The 23,416-nt window shown below is 66.0% G+C and carries 27 protein-coding genes; 8 read left to right on the plus strand and 19 right to left on the minus strand.

Annotated features, from left to right (window positions below; translation table 11 throughout):
• Positions 1-119 precede the first annotated feature (119 nt).
• The 8 genes from HPY32_RS43475 to HPY32_RS43510 all read right to left on the minus strand — a co-directional run bounded on the left by HPY32_RS43475 (position 120) and on the right by HPY32_RS43510 (position 8,361).
• Positions 120-2,516 carry a Tex family protein gene (locus tag HPY32_RS43475; RefSeq protein WP_231951577.1) on the minus strand — a complete coding sequence of 799 codons (2,397 nt, stop codon included), beginning with the start codon at positions 2,514-2,516 and terminating at the stop codon, positions 120-122.
• Positions 2,517-2,754: 238 nt separating this feature from the next.
• Positions 2,755-4,182, minus strand: a complete 1,428-nt coding sequence (locus tag HPY32_RS43480) for a site-specific integrase (RefSeq protein WP_171983314.1) — start codon at positions 4,180-4,182, stop codon at positions 2,755-2,757.
• A 92-nt stretch (positions 4,183-4,274) separates the two neighbouring features.
• On the minus strand, positions 4,275-4,646 hold the full coding sequence (locus HPY32_RS43485) for a helix-turn-helix domain-containing protein (protein WP_156673912.1): 372 nt from the start codon (positions 4,644-4,646) through the stop codon (positions 4,275-4,277).
• A gap of 103 nt (positions 4,647-4,749) precedes the next feature.
• Positions 4,750-5,016: a helix-turn-helix transcriptional regulator gene (locus tag HPY32_RS43490; protein ID WP_082871209.1), complete on the minus strand. Its 267-nt coding sequence runs from the start codon at positions 5,014-5,016 to the stop codon at positions 4,750-4,752.
• 264 nt (positions 5,017-5,280) lie between these two features.
• Positions 5,281-5,772 carry an Rv0361 family membrane protein gene (locus HPY32_RS43495; RefSeq protein ID WP_156674361.1) on the minus strand — a complete coding sequence of 164 codons (492 nt, stop codon included), beginning with the start codon at positions 5,770-5,772 and terminating at the stop codon, positions 5,281-5,283.
• An 11-nt stretch (positions 5,773-5,783) separates the two neighbouring features.
• The gene (locus HPY32_RS43500; RefSeq protein WP_067585912.1) at positions 5,784-6,068 is read right to left on the minus strand and encodes a hypothetical protein; all 285 of its coding nucleotides are present in this window, start codon (positions 6,066-6,068) and stop codon (positions 5,784-5,786) included.
• Positions 6,069-6,079: 11 nt separating this feature from the next.
• Positions 6,080-6,976 (minus strand): Hint domain-containing protein, encoded by an 897-nt coding sequence (locus tag HPY32_RS43505; RefSeq protein ID WP_171983315.1) that lies wholly within the window; start codon positions 6,974-6,976, stop codon positions 6,080-6,082.
• A 737-nt stretch (positions 6,977-7,713) separates the two neighbouring features.
• Positions 7,714-8,361 (minus strand): MspA family porin, encoded by a 648-nt coding sequence (locus tag HPY32_RS43510; protein ID WP_171983316.1) that lies wholly within the window; start codon positions 8,359-8,361, stop codon positions 7,714-7,716.
• A 378-nt stretch (positions 8,362-8,739) separates the two neighbouring features.
• Between HPY32_RS43510 and HPY32_RS43515 the strand changes: the two genes are divergently transcribed.
• On the plus strand, positions 8,740-9,264 hold the full coding sequence (locus HPY32_RS43515; protein ID WP_067585905.1) for a DUF1990 domain-containing protein: 525 nt from the start codon (positions 8,740-8,742) through the stop codon (positions 9,262-9,264).
• A 227-nt stretch (positions 9,265-9,491) separates the two neighbouring features.
• Here the strand turns inward: HPY32_RS43515 and HPY32_RS43520 are convergent, their stop codons facing one another.
• Together HPY32_RS43520 and HPY32_RS43525 are read right to left on the minus strand one after the other, a co-directional pair.
• Positions 9,492-9,857 carry a DUF397 domain-containing protein gene (locus tag HPY32_RS43520; RefSeq protein WP_171983317.1) on the minus strand — a complete coding sequence of 122 codons (366 nt, stop codon included), beginning with the start codon at positions 9,855-9,857 and terminating at the stop codon, positions 9,492-9,494.
• Between the two features lies 1 nt (position 9,858).
• Entirely contained in the window at positions 9,859-10,776 is a 918-nt protein-coding gene (locus HPY32_RS43525) for a helix-turn-helix domain-containing protein (protein WP_231951576.1), read from the minus strand.
• 889 nt (positions 10,777-11,665) lie between these two features.
• Here HPY32_RS43525 and HPY32_RS43530 point away from each other — a divergent pair.
• From HPY32_RS43530 to HPY32_RS43555, 6 genes are all read left to right on the plus strand, one after another.
• On the plus strand, positions 11,666-12,070 hold the full coding sequence (locus HPY32_RS43530) for a hypothetical protein (protein ID WP_156674359.1): 405 nt from the start codon (positions 11,666-11,668) through the stop codon (positions 12,068-12,070).
• Positions 12,060-12,539 (plus strand): hypothetical protein, encoded by a 480-nt coding sequence (locus HPY32_RS43535; protein ID WP_171983318.1) that lies wholly within the window; start codon positions 12,060-12,062, stop codon positions 12,537-12,539. The genes HPY32_RS43530 and HPY32_RS43535 overlap by 11 nt, the downstream gene beginning before the upstream one ends.
• A 208-nt stretch (positions 12,540-12,747) precedes the next feature.
• Positions 12,748-13,092 (plus strand): hypothetical protein, encoded by a 345-nt coding sequence (locus tag HPY32_RS43540; protein WP_156674358.1) that lies wholly within the window; start codon positions 12,748-12,750, stop codon positions 13,090-13,092.
• Positions 13,082-13,312, plus strand: a complete 231-nt coding sequence (locus HPY32_RS43545; protein WP_067585890.1) for a hypothetical protein — start codon at positions 13,082-13,084, stop codon at positions 13,310-13,312. The genes HPY32_RS43540 and HPY32_RS43545 overlap by 11 nt, the downstream gene beginning before the upstream one ends.
• Before the next feature lie 60 nt (positions 13,313-13,372).
• On the plus strand, positions 13,373-14,344 hold the full coding sequence (locus tag HPY32_RS43550) for a nucleoside hydrolase (RefSeq protein WP_082871206.1): 972 nt from the start codon (positions 13,373-13,375) through the stop codon (positions 14,342-14,344).
• A 466-nt stretch (positions 14,345-14,810) separates the two neighbouring features.
• On the plus strand, positions 14,811-15,029 hold the full coding sequence (locus tag HPY32_RS43555) for a hypothetical protein (protein ID WP_067585884.1): 219 nt from the start codon (positions 14,811-14,813) through the stop codon (positions 15,027-15,029).
• Positions 15,030-15,076: 47 nt separating this feature from the next.
• Here HPY32_RS43555 and HPY32_RS43560 read toward each other — a convergent pair whose 3' ends face one another.
• The 8 genes from HPY32_RS43560 to HPY32_RS43595 all read right to left on the minus strand — a co-directional run bounded on the left by HPY32_RS43560 (position 15,077) and on the right by HPY32_RS43595 (position 21,336).
• Complete coding sequence (locus HPY32_RS43560; RefSeq protein WP_067585882.1) at positions 15,077-15,841, minus strand: ESX secretion-associated protein EspG; 765 nt, start codon at positions 15,839-15,841, stop codon at positions 15,077-15,079.
• Entirely contained in the window at positions 15,842-17,308 is a 1,467-nt protein-coding gene (locus HPY32_RS43565) for a hypothetical protein (protein ID WP_156674357.1), read from the minus strand. It lies immediately after the preceding gene.
• A 25-nt stretch (positions 17,309-17,333) separates the two neighbouring features.
• On the minus strand, positions 17,334-17,927 hold the full coding sequence (locus HPY32_RS43570; protein ID WP_067585876.1) for a DUF3558 domain-containing protein: 594 nt from the start codon (positions 17,925-17,927) through the stop codon (positions 17,334-17,336).
• Between the two features lie 5 nt (positions 17,928-17,932).
• A complete protein-coding gene (locus tag HPY32_RS43575; RefSeq protein WP_171983319.1) occupies positions 17,933-18,334 on the minus strand; it encodes a hypothetical protein in 402 nt (133 codons plus the stop codon).
• Positions 18,335-18,498: 164 nt separating this feature from the next.
• A complete protein-coding gene (locus HPY32_RS43580; protein ID WP_067585873.1) occupies positions 18,499-18,801 on the minus strand; it encodes a hypothetical protein in 303 nt (100 codons plus the stop codon).
• Positions 18,798-19,646, minus strand: coding sequence for a hypothetical protein (locus HPY32_RS43585; RefSeq protein ID WP_067585869.1), 849 nt, complete (start codon positions 19,644-19,646; stop codon positions 18,798-18,800). The genes HPY32_RS43580 and HPY32_RS43585 overlap by 4 nt, the downstream gene beginning before the upstream one ends.
• Complete coding sequence (locus tag HPY32_RS43590; RefSeq protein WP_067585866.1) at positions 19,643-21,019, minus strand: WXG100 family type VII secretion target; 1,377 nt, start codon at positions 21,017-21,019, stop codon at positions 19,643-19,645. Before HPY32_RS43590 ends, HPY32_RS43585 begins: the two co-directional genes overlap by 4 nt.
• A 5-nt stretch (positions 21,020-21,024) precedes the next feature.
• Positions 21,025-21,336, minus strand: a complete 312-nt coding sequence (locus HPY32_RS43595) for a hypothetical protein (protein ID WP_067595464.1) — start codon at positions 21,334-21,336, stop codon at positions 21,025-21,027.
• Positions 21,337-21,626: 290 nt separating this feature from the next.
• On the opposite strand from HPY32_RS43595, the gene HPY32_RS43600 reads away from it, so the two are divergent.
• Positions 21,627-22,730, plus strand: coding sequence for a serine hydrolase domain-containing protein (locus HPY32_RS43600; protein WP_156674356.1), 1,104 nt, complete (start codon positions 21,627-21,629; stop codon positions 22,728-22,730).
• 16 nt (positions 22,731-22,746) lie between these two features.
• On the opposite strand, the gene HPY32_RS43605 is transcribed toward HPY32_RS43600, so the two are convergent.
• A complete protein-coding gene (locus HPY32_RS43605) occupies positions 22,747-23,415 on the minus strand; it encodes a DUF8020 domain-containing protein (protein WP_231951575.1) in 669 nt (222 codons plus the stop codon).
• Between the last annotated feature and the right edge of the window lies 1 nt (position 23,416).

Here is a 23,416-nt window from a genome sequence, read left to right on the forward strand (position 1 = left end):
GTCTCCGCGTTCGGGCGTGGGCAACTGACCGAACCACCACATTGTGCAGCAGTCAGCTGAACACCCGGGTGCACCCCGCCCGACACGTCACTGTCCGCGGGGTGTCCCAGCGCTGCCGATCAGCGACCGAACCCCGCGCGCCGCAGCGCATCGGCCATCGCGCCGCTGGGCTCGGGTGCGTTGCGGCGCTGCGCATTTCGACCCTGGCCCTGACCCTGCCCCTGGCCGCGCCGGTCGCCGCCGCGCTGCTGCTGGCCGCCGCGCTGCTGGCCACCCCGGCCCTGACCGGACTGGCGGCCGCCGCCGCGGCCCTCGCCGCGCTCCGGCTTACCGGCCCCGGGCTCGTCGTCCAGGCGCAGGCTGAGCCCGATGCGCTGGCGGGCCACGTCGACCTCGAGCACCTTGACCCGCACCACGTCGCCGGACTTCACCACCTCGCGCGGATCGCGAACGAAGTTGTGCGACATGGCCGACACGTGCACCAGGCCGTCCTGATGCACGCCGATGTCGACGAACGCGCCGAACGCGGCCACATTGGTGACCACCCCCTCGAGCACCATGCCGGGCTCCAGGTCGGCGACCTTCTCGATGCCCGCGGCGAATTCGGCGGTCTTGAACTCCGGGCGCGGGTCGCGGCCCGGCTTCTCCAGCTCGGCGATGATGTCGGTGACGGTGGGCACGCCGAAGCGCTCGTCGGTGAACTCGGCCGGGCGCAGCGCGCGCAGCACGGTGGTGTTGCCGATCAGCTCGGCGACGCCGCGGCCGGTGCCGTCCAGGATGCGACGCACCACCGGGTACGCCTCGGGGTGCACGGCGGAGCTGTCGAGCGGGTCGTCGCCGCCGCGGATGCGCAGGAAGCCCGCGCACTGTTCGAACGCCTTGGGGCCCAGCCGCGGCACGTCGCGCAGCGCGGCGCGGCTGCGGAACGGGCCGTTCTGGTCCCGGTGCGCCACAATGCTTTCCGCCACCGACGAGGACACGCCCGAGACCCGGGACAGCAGCGGCACCGAGGCGGTGTTGACGTCGACGCCGACCGCGTTCACCGCGTCCTCGACAACCGCGCCCAGCGAGCGGGCCAGCAGCGTCTCCGACACGTCGTGCTGGTACTGGCCCACGCCGATCGACTTGGGCTCGATCTTCACCAGCTCGGCCAGCGGGTCCTGCAGGCGGCGGGCGATGGAGACCGCGCCGCGCAGCGACACGTCCAGCTCCGGAAGCTCCTGGGAGGCGTAGGCCGAGGCCGAGTACACCGACGCGCCCGCCTCGGAGACCACGATCTTGGTGGGCTTGTTCTCCGGGATGCGCGAGATCAGTTCCACGGCAAGGGCATCGGTCTCCCGCGAGGCGGTGCCGTTGCCGATCGCGATGAGCTCGACCCCGAACCGGGCGACGAGCGCGCCCAGCACCGCCAGCGACTTCTCGGTCTGGCCCTGCGGCTTGTGCGGGTAGATGGTCTCGGTGGCGACGACCTTGCCGGTGGCGTCGACGACGGCCACCTTGACGCCGGTGCGGTAACCCGGGTCCAGGCCCATGGTGGTGCGGCTCCCGGCGGGCGCGGCCAGCAGCAGATCGCGCAGGTTGGTGGCGAACACGTCGACCGCGTCCTTCTCGGCGGACTGGCGCAGCCGCATGCGGATGTCGATGCCGAGACTGACCTGCAGCTTGGTGCGCCAAGCCCAGCGCACGGTGTCCAGCAGCCAGGAGTCGGCGGGGCGGCCCTGATCGGCGATGCCGAACTTCAGCGCGATGCGGCCCTCGTAGATGGTGCGCTCGCCCGCCTCGGGCTCTTCGGTATCGGGCTCGAGGTGCAGCGTGAGCACGTCTTCTTTCTCGCCGCGCAGCAGCGCCAAGATGCGGTGCGAGGGCAGCTTGGTGAACGGCTCGCTGAACTCGAAGTAGTCGGCGAACTTGGCGCCCGGCTCCTCCTTGCCGGAGCGCACCTTCGAGCTGATTCGGCCGCGGTTCCACATGAGCTCGCGCAGCTCGCCGACCAGGTCGGCGTCCTCGGCGAAGCGTTCGACCAGGATGGCGCGGGCGCCGTCGAGCTGCTCGGCGCTGTACTGGGCGGGATCGGTGGTGGGGTCGGTCAGCAGGGCGTCGGCGACCGGTTCATGACCGGCCTCACGGGCGATCTGCGCCTTGGTGCGGCGCTTCGGCTTGTACGGCAGGTAGATGTCCTCGAGGCGGGCCTTGGTCTCGGCCAGCATGATCTGCTGCTCCAGGGCGGCGTCCAATTTGCCCTGGCCGCGAATGGATTCGAGGATCGACGTCCGGCGCTCGTCCAGTTCGCGCAGGTAGTGCAGCCGCTCCTCCAGCTGCCGCAGCTGCGCGTCGTCGAGTCCGCCGGTGACCTCCTTGCGGTAGCGGGCGATGAACGGAACGGTCGATCCGCCGTCGAGGAGCTCGACGGCGGCGCGAACCTGTTCGTCGCGCACGCTCAGCTCTTCGGCGATTCGCCGGCCGACGCTGGCTAGGCGGATGGTTCCGGTGCTGACGGGTTCGGAGGCTGTCGTCACGCCCGCAGACGATACAGCCCCGCCTCTCCGAGCTTTTAGGCCATACCAGTCGGGTGCCGCGAAAGTTGATCACAGGTCCTGCGTGAGTGGGTGATTGGGTTTTGGGCGTACCCGACGAGTTACCTATGTGCTGACTAAAGGGTGGGCCGCAGGTCACGGCATCAACGGTACTGCGTGACCTGCGGTCGTTTGCCATCTAGTCGTCAAGAATATAGGCAACGTCCCGCCGGGCGGTGGTCTAGCAGGAGCGGCGGCGGGCTACTTCGTCGAGTGCGGGGCCGATCTTGTCGCCGATGAGTGCGGTCACGTCGGCGTGGGGCTGGTAGCGGCGCACATACGCCTTGCGTAGCACGCGTGAGGTGTTTCCTAGTTGGTCGGCGACCTTGGTGGCGTCGAGTCCGGCGGTGATGCCTTCGGTGCCGATGTACTTGCGCAAGCTGTGTGGTGTGACCCCTGCGGGGAGCCCGAGGGCGGCGGCGAGCCGCCGCCAGCGATGAAGCATGCTCTTGAGGTTGCGGGGTCCACCGTCGTCGAGATCGAAGAACAGCAGATCCTCGGGCCAGTCCGCATCCTTGGGCCGCGGCGGCAAACCCGCCTTCAACCGGCGCTTGCGGATAGCCTGCCGCACCGCTTGCGACCGCTGCACACGTGCAGCCAGCACGTTCAGCACCGCGCGTGGCAGCTGGACGGGCTTGCTCGCGAACTTGCCTTGGTGGATGTCTTCGGCGTCGTCGCTGGTGTAGTCGATCCACACCTGTGCCGAGCCGTCGCGGGTACGGACCGCGCCGCGCGGGGTGACGATCCCGGTCTTGAAGTCGATGTCGGATTCGCAGACACCGAGTGTTTGGCCGAGCCGCCAGCCGGTGGCGGCGACGAACACCACCCAGTCGGCGAGATCGTAGGTCTGGCAGTACTCCGCGACCGTGGGCACTCGGTGTTTCCACGCTCCCTTGCCTTTTCGCTTGTCGAGTGTGGGGCATGGGGCATCGGAGGTGTACACGTCGATCAGGATGCGCTCGACCGTCGCGGAGTCCACGAACGCGGAACCACCGCGTCGACGCTGGAAGTTCCCGGGCTTGGGTAGCAACGCTTCCCGGACCGGGTTGCCCGGAGGGAGCGCGCCGACCCGGATCGCGAACCGGAACATTCCGGACAGGATGTTCTCTTTCAGGATGCGCGGGGCGCTGCCACCACGCTCACGGGCTACGTAGTCGAGCATGTCTTCGATGACAGCGGTGTTGGTGAGGCCGATCTCGCGGCGTCCGTATTGGGGGATGATGGTGTCGCGCATCATCGGCTCGTAGTTGTTGATCGTCTCTTCGAGCCGTCCACGTTTGCGGAGATCGTCCTTGTACGCGGCCCACACTTCCGCGACGGTGGACCGTTTGGTCAGTTTGCTGGCCAGGGTGACCGACGAGTCGATCCACTCGTGGGCGGCGTCGAAGTAGGCGCGGCGGGCGCGTTCGCCGCAGCGGTCGGGCTTGGCGCGGCCTCGGCTGTCGGTCTCCGGCGGCGAGGACCGGTAGATGCGCTGGTAGTTGCCGTTCCAGTCGCGGGGCCGTCCCGATGCCTCCCATACGCCTGGTTTCGTCGGATGTGGTTTCAGATTCGGTTCCGGGACATCACCCGGATCCAACTCGGGGCGACCACGTCTATTCTGGACCATGCCTCCTACTCCTTTGGTCGTGGTGGGGGCGTTGGCCTCCGTCGCCCGCTGCGCCAACAGCGGGGTAAACCGGCGGGGGCCAGCTCTTTTCGTCAAGGGCGTTCGGTCGCTTGCGCCTTCTGCCTGTCTGTTCGTTCGCGATCCAGTGCCGCGCCGAGCAGAAGCACGATGTCGCGCAAGGCTTGCGCTCTGCCGTGTTCGGACAGTCGCAGATACATCGGTGCGGTGACATCGGTGAACATCTGCAGTGCGCTGTCATCGGTCGGCTTGCCACGTGGGCTGCCACTGAGCGCGTCGACCAGTTTGCGCAGCGTCCCCGCGTGCGGGGTCCGCCCGGTCTCGAGATTGCTGATGGTTTTCGCTGGGACATCGGCCAGCCGTGCCAAATCCTCCTGGGTGATGTTGCGGGCTTTCCGTTCGGCCGTGATCTGCTGGGCCACCTCCTTGCGCTGGTCGGCGTTCATGGTCGCGAAGTCGGCGCGGGACCAATCCCGCTTGTCGGGTCGCTTCACGACCACCGATTCTATCGGGTATTTCTAGAAATATATTGGTTATTCGAGAAGGTATTCATGCGGCGGTGGTGCCGCCGCGCCGGGTGAGCTGTTCTTGCTCGGCGATCCAGGCTTCGACTTCGCAGCGGCGGTAGACCACCTTGCGGCCCCGGGCGAAAGACGCCGGACCGTAGCCGCGGTGCCGCCAGTACCGGAGAGTGCCGACATTGAACTTGTACTCTTCTGCGACTTCGACGGTGGTCAGCAAGTCGTCACGCCGGTTGATGCGCGTCACCCCATCGGCAGAGTCTGCCGGGGTGACGGCGTTTTCCTGCTTGAGCATGGTGAATTCCTTTCGGTGAGCAAGGTGCTTTCACCGGAAGGACTCCTCGAGAATGGCCAACACCGGACATCGCGCTTGCAACTTTGTCGAGTGCGGCCCGCACCCCGCGCACGTCGAGTAGGCGACGGTCCGGTTCTGGGCCGGTGAGCTGTGTGTGTTTGAGGTGGATGCGGCGATCTGCCGGTATCGCCGTGCAGGCCAACGCTCACCGAAGCCCGCTATCGGTTGGTGTGTTTCGGTGCGGCTGCTTCTCGGGGCGTGCGGTCAGTTGGCGGAGTACGAGCAGACCTGCCACTTGTCGGCGTTTTTCTCCAGATCGAAGACCGTGGTTCGGCCTTTGTGGTCCGGGTCGTTGGCGGCGTGTTGGTAGGTGATTGTGGCCGTTGTCGTTGCGGTGTTGTGGCCGATTCGGGTATTGCGGAAGTCGATGGCGGTTCCTCGGCCGCGTGCGTTGCGTGCTTGCTCGGATTGGCGGCGGATGTCGTCGGTGGTGGTGTTGGTGAATGCTGTCGCGAATTCGCCGCATGAGAGGTCTTTCAAGGCGTCGACGCGGCCGTCGTTGAAGGCGTCGAGGTATGCCTGCACTGTGCTGGAGATGGCATCGGCCTCCGGCGGTGTGTGTGACGCGGGTCCTGAGCAGCCGACGGTCAGGGTGAAGACAGCGGCTGAGACCAGTCCGGCCGTCGCGGCCGACCAGCGTGTCCGGTCTGCGGGTGCGGTGGTGTGCGGTGGCTGGGCAGGGTGTTTTCGTCGCATGGAAACCTCCGTTACCGCGATGGCCGGTCCTGTCCGGAGCCGGTGTCGCCGCCGTGGCTTGGCTGGTCTGGCGGGATGTAGCGGGTGGTCTGCCAGAAGTAGAGTGCTGCTCCCGATTGCGGGACCGGTAGTTGGTTGAGTCGTTCCACCTCTGCGCGGGCCTGTTCCATGGTGTCGTAGACGGCCTTGACGGTGATGTACACGCCGGGGTTGGCGAGGACGTGGTCCAGGGTGTCCTCGGCGTTGAGCCGATCGATTCGCAGCACCGCGTACAGCGCTTTCCGGTCTGTGGTCATCGGTACGGTACCTACCCCTGGGTCAGCGATCCCAGCCATTCACGTGTGGCGGGATCGTAAACGTTGCCTGACATGTCGAACAGCACGTTGTCCGCGCCGCCACGGCCGTGAGCGGCCTTGATGGCGTGCAGCCGGTCGCTGGCGGTATTGCGGTCGATGCCGTGATAGCGCGAGAGACGGTTGGCGATTTCGTCGAAACTCGAGGTCGATCGTGCGTTGGACGGCAGTTCGGAACATGAATTGTGTACCAGCACATGGCCGGTCCCGGCGAAGTAGGTATGCAGTCGGGCGATCTGGAGGTTGTAGGCGTCGACCACCTCGGTGTAGGGAGACAACGCCACCACCGACAGCTGTGACCCGTCCGCGGTGGTGAGGTGTGCGCCGACACCGACATCGGCGAGCGGAACGAACATACCGACCGAGGCGACCCATACCGGGTGATCGGCGGTAGCGCGCAGCACACTGCCATCGGACAGTGCTGCCACGATCATCCGGTGCGGGCCGCCATGAACGATGACGGCCTGCACAGGTTCTGCGGCGGCTTCACCACCGGCAGGGTCCGCCGCGGCGACCCTGTCGCCCTTGGCAACGTCGTCGATCGCCTTGACGGAGCCGTCGGCCAGCAGGACCGGTGTGTCGCCGGTGAAGCTATTGGCGCATCGGGCAGCCGCCTGGTCGAACTCCTGGGCTTCCGCGCGGGCAGCGGCTTCCTCGGCTGCCTTCTTCGCGGCCGCATCGGCGGCCTGCTGCGCCGCTTCCTCGCTCGCGCCGTCGGCAACCGCCGCATCCAGCGCTTCGTCCGCGGCCGCGCGAGCGGCAACGCCTGCCGCCAGCGCCTCCGGCGTGTCGGCTCCGAACGTCGCGATCACCGACGCCGCCAGCGCTGCGTCGGTGGCGTACTCGGCCATCTTGATCAGCGTTTCCCGGGACGGCACCCAGTTGTGCCCGGCACAGCTTCCGTCGGGGTTGTGCCAGGTGAGACAACCCGGTGACCACCAGCTCGCGTACCGAAGCGGAAGCCCGAGCCCAGGCAGGCTTGCCGGGACCTGCTGTGGTCCGGCAGGAGGCTGGGCAGGCGCGGCCGTTCCGGGTGCGGCCAGAGTTCCGGGGGACACTGTCGGCCCGTCCGGTGCCGGTTGAGGGACCTGCTGGCGCGGTGGCGTATTCGATGGTGCCGGAGGGGCGTTGCCAGGTAGCGCGGGTGAGGTGTCGCCCGGGGCCGGGATGAGGGGCGGGCCGTTGCCCGGGACGACCGGAGGTGGTGTCAGGGCTCCGGCGTTGGTGCCGTTGCCGGTGTCGTTCTGGGGTTGGCTGGGCATGGCCGGGGTCGGGAGCGGCGATGGCGTAGTCGGCGGCCCGGGCGGGGTGCTCGGCAGCGGCGGGGTATCGATACACGGCCAGCCCGGATGCATCTGCTGCCACTGGGCACACGGAATGTAGCCTTGCGCAGCAGCAGGAGCGACGTGCACCGCGCCAGCCCCAGTAGCGACACCGACCGCCATCGACACCACGACGGCACCAGCAGCTACCAGCCGACCCCGGCGACCCGCCGATCGTCTCGTGCGGACACACCCACTATTCATCAGCGCACCTTCCTCGGATTCGGTTGGTAGACAAGGCTTTCGAAGACCGAGCAACGGGGCAGTCACAGCCACAGTGGGTCGCCGTAGGCGGTGGTGGAGTGGTCCTCGGCCGGGGTGGTGATGGTGGCGGTGGCGAACGACCGCAGCGAGACCGGGCCCGCACACGCGGACACCTTGATCTCGACCTGATCGGCCGCGACCGCGCCTTTCAGCCCCTGCAGCGGTTTGCTGCCGAAGGTCACCGTGGTGATCCCGCCCGGTTTGACGGTGGTCGAGATGTTCGGCGACACCGACGCGCTCCCGCCGATGCTCACACTCGGCGGATACGAGATGTTCACCGAAGCATTCGGGCCGATCGAAAACCCAAGGCCCATCGTCAATCCCGAGCTGACATCGGCCTGACAGCCGATCTGATACCCGTAGGACACAGTCGCACCGGTCACCTGCCCGCCACCCTTACCGCCGATCTGAGCGACGGCCTTCAGCGACACGAATCCCTCGTGCGTGAACGGATCGGCATCCAGCGACGGGGCCCGGTCGATACTCTCGGCCGTCTTGGTCACCGTCAGGCTCCAGCCACTCTCGGTGGTCACCATGCGCACCTTGTCAGCAACCGCATCGGCGGCAGCCGGACCGGCCGCTACCGCAGCGGCCAATGCCACCCCGGTCAGGACAGGCGCAACGGAAGCTAAAGTTCTGGTGGTTCTCATCGCGACAACGAATCCCCCGTCGGCTAACATTTGGCAAATATGCTTGACGATGGCACGCGTCGCTGATGGAACGGAAGCGAATGTGACAACCACCACTTTCGGATAGAAGTGGCCAGGCGGTTGTGTGGGGCCGGAGCCACTCCTACCCAGGGGCATACTGCGAGCCGGGTTCGACCGACCGGGCATCGTGCCCTCGGGGCGAAAGGCGGTCAATGCTCGCGAACAGCTCGATCGGTGATCGGATGTTCAGAAGCCCGCCCCGGGCCGACACCGCTCAGGGTATCCGATGGTGTCGGAGCGGCGGACGCGCTGCGACTGCGGACGCGCCTATCGTAACCGCGTGGCAGCGCACTTCTCTCGTACGACGACGAGGTCACGATGACCATCGCGCTCACCTATGGCCCGGCAGGAGCGACACGACCCGAAGATCCGCGATGGCATGAGCAGGTACCGGGTTTCCGGCGGTTCGAGCGGACTGCGGTGATCGGATACGGAACAGATTTCTGGGAGACCGTCGCCGATGGCGTGCTGCGGTGGGATATCAAGCGCCGAAGCGGTTTCCGGGTGATGCCGTGCAGAGGCGCCACGGACCGGGTGGCCGAGGGAGCGGAATACCGGATCGCGGTCGGCTGGGGACCGGCGACGGTGTACGAGCCGGTGCGGGTGGTGCAAGTCGTCGACCTGCCCGACCGGTGCGGATTCGCCTACGGCACGCTTCCCGGACATCCGGTCTCGGGTGAGGAGGCGTTCATCGTGCACCGGGAGCCGGACGGCACAGTCCGACTCACGCTACGGTCGCTCACGCGGCCCGCGCCGACCGGCCTGTGGCGAACAGTGTTCCCGATACTGCTTATCGCCCAACGCTTCTACCGCCGCCGCTACCTGCGCGCGATGCTGCGCTGACTGTCCGGATGGTTCTCCTGCTCGGAGAGAGGGCATGCAGGCCACCATCCGCCGCACTCGCCAACTCGAATCCTCCTGCCCCGGAACGCAGCTGGCGAAGATCTTCACGAACTGGTCGGCGCAGAGAGTGGAGTCTCAGGACCGTAGCGGGTCCGTCACGCCACCGCTAAACATTCCGAGATTCCGCCCACGATTTCTGAGACCCACAACGCGGCTGTAGAACTTGATCAGGTATGGGCAAATTGTCCGTCAGCAACGCCTTTCGTAAAGGCATCCCACTCATCGGGGGTGTAGTCCAACGTCACATCTGCCGCGGTAATGGTCGCTCTACGATCCGGATGCACGACGATCGTAACGCCGCTGTCGAGCGTTCCGGACTCGCCGCTGAGGATCAGATCTAGGAATAGGGGCCACGATGCAGCGGGGATCGGCAGCGTTGGTTGTTCGTCAGCGGGCCCGGTGTACTTGCTGTCTCGGATGAGCACACACTCGTTGGCGAACTTCACCTCGACGCAGTTGCCACCACCTTCGCTGAAGGATGACTTGGTGTAGCCAGTGTCTGGTCGATACCTGGGCACGTTCTCATTCCTCACGTTATTGATTTTTTGAAACAAAATCGATGACTTGGACGACCAATTCCCGGCTCTCATCCTGCGATAGTGCGATCTCCTGTAGTCCGCGGAAGAGCCGATCATGATCGGCAACGTCGACATGGTTCCGTACGAGTACATCCTCGGTCAGAGACTCCGCGAGCGCCATCGGGGGATCGTCGGCAGCGAAGTCGTAAATCGAAACAGGCGATCGGGGTGCCCGTAGGCCCAGTAGCTCGCCGCCGACCGGCAAGACGCGGAAGTCGATCTGAGTGTTGGTGTCAAGAAGGTCGAGCAGATGCTCCAGTTGTTCGAGCATCGCCGGTCTCGGAACAACAATCCGCCGAATGACCGTCTCTTCGACGACGATCTCGATCGTTGGACCACCCGGAACGAAGACCTCTTGCTGACGACGTTCGCGGGCACGGATGTTCACGGGCGAGTCCAGCGCACGGTCACTGGTCACGGCTGTGTTGTGACGGGCCCGAAGGTATGCGGGCGACTGGAGAAGTCCCGGCATCAAGGCGAACTCGTACCACCGGATACGGCTCGCGCCCGCTTCGAGATCGGCAGGCAGAGCTTGCCGAGGTGACAAGCCCTTGAATGCTTTGCTTTCCCACCAGCCGGACTGCGCAGCATCACGGGCAAGCTGGTAGAACTTCTGCCAGCAAGGGGAGTATTGCTCCACGCCGAGGTGCTCGGCGATCTTCATGCTGACGTCAGCAGCGACCCGGCGTTGACCATTCTCGATTCGGGTGAGCAAGGTTCGGTCCATGCCGACCGCACTCGCGACCTGCTGAATCGAGAGTTCCTTCGGCTCCGCCTCTTGACGGAGGCGGCGTAGCTCCTCTCCAAGATGCAGTCGACGACTGTAGGGCGAGATCCGCTCGCTGGCCGAAGCCGATCCATGCGACACCGTCACACCTCCATGGCTGCACAGTGACTGACCGTCACTCGTCTCATTCTGTCACGAGACGCCCGATCGGCGGTTCGACGCCTACATGTAGTCCACCGATGGGCGATCGGTCAGTTGCCCGCCGGAAGCGCCGTCCACCAGCCTACGCACAATTCATTGCACGTTTCTATGCACTGTGACAAAATTACACAGAGCGACGCAATGTGACCGAATGTGAAACAAGGCAGGCTGCAGACGCTCCTGACTTCTGGGCCTTCGAAGGGTCGGTGATGGCGATGCATGCGATCGAGCCATTGGCACCGTGCGCTGGATCAGGCCGCGCCCGACTGTCACCAGCAGGTGACCGACGCCCCGGACCGGAGCCTGGATTCGAGGCAGCCAGGGGTGCGTCGTCGTGACCGGGCGAGTCTTGGGCGTCATCCGAGCCGATATGTGCCGATCGCTGCCGGTGGAGATGCTTATCGGTCGGATCGTGGAATGGGTCGACGACCGTGACACTGAGCTGGTCGGCGTGCACGTCGTGGTCTCAGAGGCCGAGTTTCCGCGGTTGTTCGCGTCGTTAGCACCGACACGCATTTCGGCGGTCGTGGTTCCTGCGCTGTGGCATGTGCACGGCTGGATGGGGACCATCCGTGGCGATGCCGATCTATGGACCCTGCAGCCGGAGATCTGCTGGGAACGGAAACTTCCACCACCTCTGCCATCCCGAAATTTACGTCGGCTGTCCGGATCGGGGTGGGGCGGTGATCGCCACGGCCTTGCGGGCGGTGGCTCCACGGGGGGAGGTGATCGAGACATTTGAGTATGCGATCGGCGGCTATCCGGTGCCGGAGCGGTCGCTGTCGAGGTCTCTGCGCGCCTATGCGCACCGAATATTCCAGGCAAGGAGCAGGTCATGTTCGATCTTCATCGAAATCGCGATCCGAACCCACCGAGCACATGCTGCCCCGTGACCGTCGCCGGTCGCGTAGTGAGGTTGCCGCCGTTGTGTTACGGCTACCTGCGCACGGATTTGGTCGCCGAGGATGCGGTCGAGGCGTGTGACGCCATGCTGGCGCGTATCGCTTCGGCGGAGTACCAGCACGAGCTGGCTGGCGTTTTTCACGAGTCCTCCCCGCAGAGTTGCCAGCTGCCGCCGGAGTTGGTGCGTCTGGTTGCCGAGTGCGCTCGTGCCGAGGCGCACCTGGTGCTGACCTTCACCGGGCACCTGTCCGGGATAGGGGTGGCTCGTATCTGCGTGCTCGACTACATCGCCAGCCGAGGCCACGCCCACGTCGTGGAGGTGTCCGATGTCCATTGACGTCGACCCGGATACCGATACGGACGCCGGGGAGCAGCTGTGCCGGTGGTACCGCGAATGCGGGCTGGCTCCCGTCGCTGTCCATGGCGGGCTGCCGACGCTGACGGCCGACTCCTCGGTCGGGGCGGTCATGATGCCGGGGGCGCTGAGCCGCGCGGTGTGTGGCCTGCTCGCCGCCGAGATCCCGGTGTTCCGCGAGCGGCTGTGGGGTAACCATGTGGCCTTGGTCGTGCCCGGACCAGGCCGGATCAGCGCCACGATCGCAGGGCTGTTGGCCGCCCATGCCGTGGCGGTGCTCCCGCACGGCACCCGGGTCCTGCTACCCCGGACGCTGACCGCCTTGGAGACCGAGGAGTCCTGGATCAACGCCCCCGCACCGGGCGGGGTGATTCCGTCGCTCCAACTGCTGCTGGCCCTGATCCGCGAATGCGTCGACCCCGCCCTGCACACCGAGGCCCCGGCCTCTTGATTCTGATCGCTGCCGCATTCACCGGCCGCGAGAAATTCCGATCAACCGATTTTATTTCACCTTATCGCAGATTGAGGAGAATTCGATGGTTACTACAGCTGTGCCCGAAACCCGGTATTCGGTCTCGATTCACGAGGTTATCGAGCGGCGCGATGTTTATCGGCGTGAATTCGGGTTGAATGCTTTCTGCGGGGATGGTGGTTTGTATGTGAGTGCGGGTCCGGTGTCGGGGTTGATGATGCCGCGCTCGCTGGCGGTGCGGGTGCTCGCGGCCGAGGGACTGGCACCGGTGCCGGTGGTGTCGATTCATTCGACGGTGTGGATGCTGCTGGCCGAGGGCCCGACCTCGCTGGGGGAGTCGGAGCGAATCGCGATGCGGCTGTTGCGGTTCGGGGTGATGGTCGTGGTCCCGCGTGGCGTAATCGGATTGCCGACGCCCGGTGACCCGATCCGGGTGTGGATACGTCCGCCGCAGGGCCGGACCCGGCCCGGCGTGCCCGCGCTGGCCGACGCCATCACCGAGGCGGCCACCGGGAGTCGTCGTGACCGGTGACCGCCTGCACCCGCACCTGTTCGTGACCGCCGACAGTCGGTTCGCGGAGGTGCTGTGCGGGGTCGAGTTCCTTGGACCGCTCACCCGTACCCGCGCGCAGCAGTTGCACGCCCTGCACCGCAATCACCCGCCCGACGACTGCCTGGTCCGGCTGGCCAGCCTCACCCGCCTCGCCGCCGACGACGAACCCACCCGGACCCAGAACCACCGCCCGGCATGACCACGGCGACAACCCGTTTCGCCCCCACCACCGTACCCACGACCATCCAAGGAAACCGTCATGAACCCTGAACCCGTACCCACCCCAGCCGACCTCCCAACCACCGAACCCGCACCCTCCAGCCCGACTCCGGTTGCGGGGGTTGATGATTCGCGGATCTATGTGCTCGACAGCCAGATAGGTTGGGACCTTGACGAGTTGATCGCGTTGTGGGTGGCCGCGCGCATCATCCGCCGGTTGATCGTGATCACCTCCGACGAGACCCGCGGGCGGCGCGCCTGTCTGGCGAGGCTGGTGCTGGATCTGCTCGGCCGCCCCGAGGTACCGGTCGTCGCGGGCGGTGAACTCGCCGACAGCGACACCCGCTTCCTGTTCGCCGACTACCCCCTGCCCCCGGTCCCGCACGGCGACGCCGTCGAGATCGTCGCCACCGGTGCCGAGCATGCCCCGGTCACGGTGATCGGGCTCGGCGCGTTCACCAACATCGCCGCCCTGCTCTACCGGCACCCGCACCTGAGCGAGACCACCGACTTGGTGCTGCAGGGCGGATGGCTCGACCACTACCGAAAAATGCCTCGTGCCAGCCACAACTTGCACATCGACCAGGTTGCCGCCGGAGTCGCTCTGCGCATGGCGCACCGGCCCCGACTGGTGTTGTCGACCCACACCAATCACCCGGGGCTCCGCGTCACTCCGGACTCGCCGCTCGCGGACTGGTTCCACACCACCGACACCCCGTTCGCCCGGCTCGCGGAACTGTACTGCGACCGCTGGTTCGCCCGCCGCCCCGACGGCAGCTGGCAAGCCGACTCCGTCGCCGTCGCCGTCGCGGTGGGCGCCCGAGTCGCCGAGTTCGTCACCGAGTCGATCCTCGTCGGCCCCGACGCCCGCCTGCACCGCAGCCCGACCGGGCGGCCTCTCACGGTCACCACCTCCATCGACTACGCCGCTGTCGCCACCTGGTTGAGCCGGGTCATCCCGGAAATCCGCCTCCAGCAAGCCATCAACCTCGACACCGAAGACGACCGATGACCGCGGGTCTTCCGTCTCGCCGACCTCTCCGGACACGCTCCCTTTCTCGGCGTCTTGGTCGGTTCCTTCTCTCCGCGAGCAACGCTGGTACCAAGTACCAGCCACCCGCCGGTGCGGTGGTCGAGATCATCCGGCACCGCGTGCAGAGCCGACCCGCGAACTCCCGGAGGCCGACGTGATCGCCGAATTGATCGGTCTCGGGTTCTGGACGGTGTGTGTCTTGTGCGCCCATGCCAGTGTCGGTATACCGCAGCTGGTTTCACGCGGTCGGCCTTCTCGAATCGTTGGGCCGCAGTGGGATTCGAGGCAACTACCGAGATCGGGCCCGGCTCACCGCATGCGCGGATCTCGGGAGAATGCGGCCGAACTGGTCGAACGGCTCGCTCCCGAATACGACCCGGCAGACGGCATAGAAGACACCAGCTTCGGCCTGGGCTGCCACATCTACCAGAAATGAAGGAAAGCAATGGAATCCGATCACGACGGCACACCGGACAACGCTACGGATCGCGACGATCCACGAGTAGCCGAGTGGACGGCCAAGATGATCGCCGCTGCTGAGCGCGCCGGATATCGGTTGCATCCCGACTCGAACCCGCCACACACGCTGCTGTGGCAGCGCGTCAGCGACGAGCCGACCGCCGAGCCTGTCTGGATCGACGACCTACCCGACTGGCTGCGGTGACGACCGCCCGTGTCAACGAGGGGCAGATCGTTGTAGCGGAGCGGGTTTCACAGGCGGTCGAGTTCTGCGTGCCGGTGTAGTCCCCACGCGATGGTGTCCTCGGTGGCCGGGGTGACGACGGTGTCGTTGTCGTCGACTGCGATCAGGTACCGGCCGACCGCAGGGTGCCCGTCGCGGATGTCGATCCAGTTCAGATAGACCGGCGGTGCCGGATTGCGGTCGTGCAGGTAGCGCTCGATGCACAGGTGTCCTTCCGCAGCCCGCGGGGCGCGCAGCAGCATCCGGATGCGTTCCTCGACCGGCTGGCGGCCGTCGTTCCCGGCTCGCCACGAGGCGGGGGGTTGCTGGCCGCGCACGCGCGGGGTGTAGCCGATCATCTGCCCGGCCGCGCCGGGGCGCGCGGGCGGCATGGTCGCGGCCAGATGCCTGCCGAGATGCTGGCGCTGGGTCACCACGAGCTTGATATCACCACCGAAGTCCGGTGTGGGACCGGACTTCTGGAACAGGACCACGCCGAGGTCGGCGTGTGCCGCGGCGAGTGCCCGGACCCGCCTCGGCGAGTCGTGGAACTTGCCGGTGCAGGTCAGCCGCAGGTCCGGCTTGGCCAGTGCGCGCAGCGGCCAGGTGAGATCGGGATCGCCGCGATGCGGGTACCGGGCACTGATCTCCGCGCGGCGATGCGCGTATTCCTCGGGTGGGGCAGGGGTTTCGATGATGCTGATCGGGTACGGGTACTCACCGGCCAGCCCCGTTTCCCCCCATACCCAGACGAATTCGTCCGGAGTGAAGTCCCATACCGTGCGCGTCTTCACTCAGCGTCCCGCGTCCTGCGGAGGATGCGCCGGGTCTGGGGTCGGATCGTCGTACCTGACTGGCAAACCTGTGCCGGGGCTGGAGCCGGGTGTGGCGGGGGAGGTTCGCTGTTGCGGGCTCGTCGTGTTCGGAGCCTGCCAGGTGGCGTAATCGCCGCCGATCGCACCGGTTGCTGCGGGTGGCAGATCGGCCAATTCCGGCTGTACCTGTTTCAGGTAGTCAGGCACGGGTTTGGTCCTATCGGTGTCCTCGTCCTTGCGCTTGCCGAGCGCACCGGGCGACATCGGTCCCATCGATCCGGTTGGCCCCGCTCCTGCGGCTCGTGGGCCCGTCAGTCCTTGGCTGCCTGAGACTCCCGATCCAGGTACACCCGGACGCGACGCCCCCGGCCCGCTTACCCCGGAACCCGATGCTCCCCGGCCGCCGATCCCCGGATACCCACCAGCACCACTACCGGTTACACCACCTGGCCCACCCCATCCGGTTGAGCTGACACCCGCCGGAGTGGTCGGCGCAGCAGCGACACCAGGTTGCCCCGATGTCCCCGGAGCCGGTACACCCGGCAGCGTGGCCGGACTGTTCGCACTGGCGTTGGCCGGAGCTGTAGCCGCAGGGTCGGCGCTGGCCGGTGTCGTCTGATCCTGTTGCCCACCCTGGCGATCGGGCTGCGCCGGATCACCCGAAGCCGAACCACCACCGGCCTCGGTTCCCCCGCCGGAAGCGAAACCACCTGTGGCAGCGCCGGTCCCGCCGCCACCGGCCGTGTCGCTGTTTCCGCCGACGGCGGTGGGCGGTGGTGTGAAGGCGGGGACGTTCTGTCCGGTGGGCGGGCACAGCGGCAGATAGATCCGGTTGACCGCGTCGATAGCCATCTTGCGAGCAACGGTCGCGGCGTCGGTATCGGCGCGGTCCTTAGCCCCGCTGATCAGGTTCGGCAACACCGATTCGGCGGGGTTGTCGGGACTGGGTGCGCTCGGGGCGGGCGGGGGCGGCACCGCGGCGGCGAACGCGGTCACGGCGTTGTGCATCGAATCCAGCCGGAAGCCCACCGATTCGGCGACCTCACCCATACGCACGCCAGCCTGAGCAAGTTTCATCGCCGCCTCGTGCGCGGCTTCCCCGGCTGCCCCTTCCCAACGGCCCTGAAGCACGCGATCGACACCCATGCGATGCAGCTGGAAGATGCTCGCCATGGTGGTCGACGTCTTGGCCCAGTTGGTCACCAGATCCCACAGAGCGGACCTATCGATGCTCTTGGCTGCCTGGTAGATCTGCTGGTGGGTCATGGTTTCCGGTGGGGGTTCCGGAGCGTTCACATAGGGGGCATCGACGTCGGCGCGGCCGAGTGCTTGGTCTTGCTTGTGGACGTTCTCCTGTGAGGTGACGGCCTTCTGGCGGACCGCGTCGACGACACCGCTGAACAACGCGTTCCCAGCGGACGAATTTTGCGAGCCCGGATCGGTCATCAGTACGCCCCCTTGTTCCCTTGTTCTATTGCTTCGGAAGATCTTGCTGGACGGTTGTCGCAAGCGGCCGTATTTCATCGCAGGGTTTACCGATAACCTGCCCCGGATTCAGGCCGAGTTGGAGGTTGATCACGCCGACCGGGGAGTCCATGGCCAGGAAGCAGGTGCCGGACACGGCCGATCCCGCGAGGAGGTAGGTGACCGCGTCGCGACCGGCGATTGTCGTATTGGTCAGCGACTCGGTGGGGCGGGTACGAAAGTCCTGGAGAGTGAGGTTGGTCGCCTCGATCACCAGCGACCTGGTATTCCCGCCCTGCGGATCCTTCTGATCGAAATGGCACCCCAGGAAGGTGTAGGTGTCGGCAGCCAGATCCCCCCGCTTGCGGGTCGAGGGATCGAAGCCCAGCTTCTGGATCTCGGCATCCCCGATCGCCGTGCAGGGATCGAAGGTGACCGCGGGGCGGCCGGTGTCGTGCTGAGCAGGTGGCGCCGGAACTGAAACGGCGACACTCGGCGACGTGCTCGTCGCTGACGTTTCCGTCGTCGCCGGTGCCGGAGTACCGGAACCGCAGGCTGCCAACGCGAAAACGCTCACGCCAGCGAGCACGATCGTCCACACAGTCCTCACGATGAAGGTTTCTCCGTTCCATCGATTTGCCCAGCCAATTGGATTGCTTGCGCGTTCTTGGCCTCGGCTTCGGTGATCCTTCCGCCCGAGATCAAGAAAGCCTCTTGCATTCTGACCGCGCCCTCGATGAATTGCGTCAACGTGGACGCGTATTCATGCGCTTTGCGGTTGAATCCGGCGGCGAGTTGCTGCGTCGATGGGAAGCCTCCGAAGCCCGTGATGCCGAGCACGAACTGGATACGCTGGAGCTCGGTGTTCAAGTTCTCGATGAGATGTCCGTAGAGCCCGACCATCTCGTCGACGACGTGAGGATCGAACGTGATCTTCCCACTCTGCGCACCCGCTTTGAAGGCAGCGATCTCGGCTTGCCCGTAGTCGATATTCACCTTCTCCGCCACCGTTACCCCCTTTCAACGTGCTGATGCAAGCAGGCTACCAGCCGGGACGGATGTCGACGGGCGACAGCAACTCGATTCAATCCGGTATGAGTGTCGCCGCTTCCGGTTGGCGTACAACGATTTTCGCCGATGCTCGTCCCGCGACAGCGTTGCCGTGCCCGGCGTTAGGTGTCGCCGCCGATGACGGGAGGGTGCCACTGCTTGGACCATTTCTCACCCTGGTATGTCTGCGGTTCGCCGGAGGAAATCCAGCTGTCGCGCCGGTAGTACGGATCGTCGTCGTCCTCGTCGTCAATCGGTCCGACCGTGGGCTGCGCGGGTGGTGGTCGTCGCACATCCTGCGCGGGCGGGGACGGTGGCTCGGCTGACTGTTGGGCACGTTGTTTGGCGAGTTCTTCTTCGTGGTCGGCCTGCCGCAGCAGGTCGGCGTACGCGGGCGGCAGCCAGCCGTATTTGTCGTCAGTCATCGCGACTCCGAGCCAGGTCGAGACGGTGATTCCGTACTGTCGGAACCAGATTCGAGCACCCGGTAGGTGTGCAGCCGCTCGGCCGCGCGATGGTCGGCGAGCTCCACGCGGAGCTGGGGGTGGCGGTGGTAGAACTCGATCAGCCGGTACGCGGCGGCGGCTCCGACGGCGTACTCAGCGACGCTGACCTCGAGGGCGGGCTTGGAATGGATGACGCGGTCGTTGAATCTCAGTGCCACGATCCGGGCGTCTACATTCGGGGTGGCGACTTGTTCGATGTCGCGCCATTTCGTTTCGGTGTTGCCGAAGAACGAATTCGGCGTCGTCACCGAGGATGGTGACAGGGCGATCTCGCCGATCGAGCCCCGGATGGCGTAGGCGACGAGCAGTACCGCCGCCAGCACGGCCACGACCAGACCCGCCGGAGCGAACGAGGTGTTGCTGCGGACCCCTTGGGTCAGGGCCAGCGTGTGTGTCCAGGTGCCGAGGCTGAAGGTCAGTCCACCCACCACCATGCAGGCCAGCAGCACCACCGTGAGGATCTCTGCCGCCCTCGGTTGTTGCAGCACGGTGCGCCCGTCTCGTGACCGCGCCCGCGCGTTTCCTACTCGTGTCCGGTTGCGGGTGGCGTTCTTGATCAGCGCCAGGGCTGGCAAGGCGACGAATGCTGTTCCCGCGCTGAGGAAGAAGACGAATCGCAGCCAGTGCAGCGAGGCGAGCGACACGATGCTCCACCCGAGCAGGAATGCGCCGAGCGGACCGAACAGCACCACGGCCAACCCCAGCTTCCACGGCACCGGGATGGTCCAGCTCGCGGGCAGCGGATAGTCGCGGGGTGCGGTCATCGGCAGATCGCCTGGCCGACTTGCTCGCCGATCTTGCCGAAGATCCAGGTCCCGGCCATACCCGCGCCCGCCGCGGTCGCCACGGCCAACGGTCCTCCTTCCGCGCCTGCCATACCGCCCACCGTACCGGCGACAGTCCCGCCGACCGTGCCGAGCGTGCCCGAAATACCTGCCACACACGCATCGTGCGCGTTTCGGGCCGCCGACATATCCCACAACGTGGTCGCGACACCAAGCGCGGGACCGGCGAACTTCGCCCCGATCTTGACGCCGCTGATCTCGCTCTCGTTGAGCAGCATCATCGACTTCCCGCTGCTGGCACGGTTATCCAGGCCGGTGACCGCGCCACCGACGGTGGTCAGATACGGGTGGGTGAAGAAGACATCCTGTTTCGCCGGATCGAGAGGCTTGCCGTCCGGCCCGATCGCCAGCTCCACCTTCGGCTGCTCGCCGGGCTTCTGCTGCGCGCTGTAGAACGCTTTGCCCGGGAAGGAAGTGTTGGTGCGGATCGTGCCGTCCTTCTCGGTGATGGTCTGCACGCTGCCGACCACCTTCCCGGACGGGTCGTAGGTCGTGGCGGTCTGCACCTTGGCACCGGGCGTGGGACCCAGACCCGGATGCGCGTCGGCCGGGTCGCCGGGCTGGGGCTGGTAGCTGGCAGTCGTGGTGATCACGTTCTTGCTGCCGTCCTGCATCGTGACCGTCTTGACATGCGACCCGCCCGTGTCCTCGTCGGTCACCGCGGCCACCGTCACCGCCGCGTCCTCGGCCTCGATCCGCTGCTGCTGGGTCAACCCGAACGCGGTGCCGGGATCAGGGGCCGCGTCCAGCGGTTTGCCGAGGATCGGCAGGAAATCCCCCAGCCCGTGGTCCTTGTCCGAGCCCACCAACGCCTGCGCTGCGTTCTCGTCGGCGGCGCTGAGCTCGAGCAGCAACGGGTTGAGCACCTTCTGCCACGCCGCCTGCGCCCTCCGCACCGTGGCGCCCTGCTCACCGGCCATCGGCTGATTACCGCGGACCAGCACCACCCACGCGTCACTGACCCACAACGGCCCGTTCTCGATCGCTTCGACCGCGGTATCGATCCGGCCCTTGACGGAACTCAACGCATGGTAGGCGGTGTCCAGCGTGGTCGCGATCTCGGCGGCGATATCGGCGAACGCCGCCGCCTGGCTGCCCGAACGCCCGAACATCGCCAACGCCGCATCATGCGCCGCGCCCTCCCACACCTTCAACTCCGGCAGGCTGGCGCACTGGGATTTCAGCGTCGTGATCGCTTCTTCGATCTGCGCCCCGGCCGTGCGCACATTCGCCGACGCTGCCAGCAGCTCGCCGAGGTTCCATCCGTGCAGCTGAGAACGCGTGGGCAGCATCGCGACTACTTCCCCTTCGCCTTCGGCGGATCGGTGTAGAGCATGGCGAACCGGCCAGCAAGCTCCTCGTCGGAGACTTCGAACGTGTCGGCCGCGCCACGCACAGCATCACCCATCCACCCGACCTCGGTGGCGAATTTCGCCAGCGGCCCATCCAGATTCACCCCGAGCCCATGCGCCGCCCACTGCAACGCCGAACCACCCACACCATCACCAGACCCGAACACCTTGTCCTTCAACCCCGCATCGGACACCGCCTTCGACGCCTCACCCACCTGCACCGCGAAGGCCCGCAGAATCGCCGGATCAACCAGCACACACACCACCCCCTTCGATATCCACACGAGAACCGCCGGGACGGTACCACGACCAACAGACCATCCACCCGGACATGAACTGACGGAACCAACAGGCATGCAGCACCTTCCGCCCCATTCACTCCACGACTGGGCGGAACCAGTGCCCGGTCCGGTCACGCCTATCGCCACAGCCGTAGAGGAGGGACCTTTGTTGGCCTGGACCACGCAAGACCACCCCTGTACTGCCTAAATATTCTTTGACCAGCGCCGCGCCTGTGCCGGGGCGTCGTGAATGGTCCAATGGTGGAGTGACCGAAAACACCGACCCGAGGCCATCGACCACTGACCTCCGTTTCGCTTTGGAACGCTTCCGTGAAATGGGCCAGCTGCCCGGGTTGGCCGCAGCGGTGTGGCGGGGATCGACGTTGCTCGCAACCGCCGCGGTCGGGGTACGTAAGTATGATCACCCAGCTCCGGTGACCGTAGGTGATTGCTGGCATTTGGGCTCGGACACCAAGGCGATGACCGCGACCTTGATCGGCCTATTCGTGGATCGCGGCATCTTTCGATTCGAGGACTGCCTGGGCGAATTGCTGGCTGGCGGGCCGCCTTGTCCCGGAGAGGCAGGTCTGGTGGGGGCGGCGGTCCACCGGGATTACGCCGGGGTGACGGTCGAACAGCTGCTGCATCATCGCGGCGGTACGCCTGAGAACTTTCCCGACGACATATGGGACCTGATGGCATCCAACAACGTTGAAGCGTCGGTTGGCCGCGCTGAGATGGTGCGTGCTGTTCTGGCTCGGCCACGAGCCCAAGTGCCAGGGCAGTTCGCATATTCGAACGTCGGGTACATAGTCCTCGGCATGCTTCTGGAGCAGCGGTGCGGGATCTCCTGGGAATCCCTCATTCGCACAGAACTTTTCACCGCACTCCGGATGTATTCGTCCGGGTTCGGTGCCCCAAGTGCTTCCGAGACCAGCGGCCAGCCGTGGGGCCACGACAGCACTCTCAGGCCGATCCCGCCGGGTGACCCGCACTCGGACAATCCACCCGCACTCGGTCCGGCGGGAACAGTGCACTGCACACTCGCCGATTGGGGCAGATTCCTCGCCCAGCACCTTGCGGGCGCTCGTACCGAACCGGCCATCCTTACCCCGACCACTATGTCCCGGCTGCATCAGCCACCACCAGGTGGTGACTACGCAGCCGGTTGGGTGGTCGGTAACCGCGATTGGGCGGACGGACGGGTGCTGTGCCACGTCGGTTCCAACACGTTGTGGACCGCCAATGCCTGGCTAGTGCCGGCGAAGAACCTCATCTTCGCCGTGGTGACCAACCGAGGCGACGACCAAGCCCAGCTGATCACCGGCGACGTGATCAGCTGGCTGGTAGACGCCTACGCCATGGGCTAATTGGAATGACGGCACGTCAATTAGTGTTCTGGCGGTTGAGTGCATCGAGGAAAAGCAGGCCACCGATCACTGCGGCCGGGCCGCCGACGACAATCGTGCCAACCGTGGCTCCAATGCCTGCGCCGACAGCCCCCGTCACCAGGCAACCACCAAGAAAGCCCGGTATAGAAAGCACACCGATCGTTCCCACTGCACCGATTGCCGCGCCGACGGATCCTCCCGCCAGGCAACCGATTCCGGCTCCTACGACTGTGCCGATGAGCGTTCCCAGCGTCACTGCGAGATTGATCTGCGTGGAGAAACGAACGAGCGCGTTGTCGAATGCATCGGACTGCGGGTCTATGGCGATGTCATGCGGTGTCTCTGCAGGTGTCGCGGCCGAGTCTGGGTGGGCGCGCGGGGTTAGCGTGGCGGTATTGCTGTCGATGGCGGCCGTTATCGGCCACGTTCGGCTGTCCCGGTCGTAGGACAGCGGGATCGAGGCAACCAGCCCGTCACTGTTGTCGAGTATGAATAGTCGGCGGCCATCAGTCTTCAACGAACCGCCATCGGTGGTAAGAGCTACCGACCCGCCGACTACGGCTGCCGAGTAATGAATTTCGGATTGTGGCACGCGGGCGGAGGCAGGACCGATCGAGCCGACTACGGCCACGATCAGGAAGGTCAGAATCGTCGTGAGTTTCATA

The sequence above is a fragment of the Nocardia terpenica genome (assembly GCF_013186535.1).
In the GTDB taxonomy this organism is placed as follows: Bacteria; Actinomycetota; Actinomycetes; order Mycobacteriales; family Mycobacteriaceae; genus Nocardia; species Nocardia terpenica.